Annotated in this window: 1 protein-coding gene; it reads left to right on the forward strand. The window is 70.9% G+C overall.

The genetic code is table 11. The features are described 5' to 3' along the window. A partial coding sequence (locus AC1DQ3_RS36495) for a hypothetical protein (protein ID WP_477124948.1) occupies positions 1-1,014 on the forward strand: 1,014 nt, incomplete at both ends.

Below are 1,014 nucleotides of genomic sequence, written 5' to 3' on the forward strand. Positions count from 1 at the left end.
GGCCTCAGCCTGAACGAGCTGTCCCTGCTCTCGGGCGCCTTGGAAAGCCAACTGCGCCGCGAGCCAGCCTTCAAGGCGCTCTCCGTGGAACTGGCCGCCATTCGCGACGCCGCGCCGCGCCGGGACGGGGAAGCCAGTCTGCCCTACGCCCGCCGCCTGCGCAAGCAGCGGCCCGGTCTCAGCCTGAGCGAGCTGTCCCTGCTCTCGGGCACCTTGGAAAGCCAACTGCGCCGCGAGCCGGCCTTCAAGACGCTCTCCGTGGAACTGGCCGCCATTCGCGACGCCGTGCCGCGCCGGGACGGGGAAGCCAATCTGGCCTACGCCCGCCGCCTGCGCGAGCAGCAGCCCGGCCTCAGCCTGAGCGAGCTGTCCCTGCTCTCGGGCGCCTTGGAAAACCATCTGCGCCGCGAGCCGGCCTTCAAGGCGCTCCCCGTGGAACTGGCCGCCATTCGCGACGCCGTGCCGCGCCGGAAAGGGGAAGCCAGTCTGGCCTACGCCCGCCGCCTGCGCGAGCAGCGGCCCGGCCTCAGCCTGAGCGAACTGTCCCTGCTCTCTGGCGCCTTGGAAAGCCATCTGCGCAGCGAGCCGGCCTTCAAGGCGCTCTCCGTGGAACTGGCCGCCATTCGCGACGCTATTCGCGACGCCGTGCCGCGCCGGGACGGGGAAGCCAGTCTGCCCTATGCCCGCCGCCTGCACGAGCAGCGGCCCGGCCTCGGCCTGAACGAGCTGTCCCTGCTCTCGGGCGCCACGGAAAGCCAACTGCGCCGCGAGCCAGCCTTCAAGGCGCTCTCCGTGGAACTGGCCGCCATTCGCGACGCCGTGCCGCGCCGGGACGGGGAAGCCAATCTGCCCTACGCCCGCCGACTGCATGAGCAGCGGCCCGGCCTCGGCCTGAGCGAGTTGTCCCTGCTCTCTGGCGCCACGGAAAGCCATCTGCGCAACGAGCCGGCCTTCAAGACGATGTATGCGCAGCCTGCGGCCATTGGCAGCCACGTGCCGGCACAAGTCATCAAG

The organism is Cupriavidus sp. 01T418, from assembly GCF_056398885.1.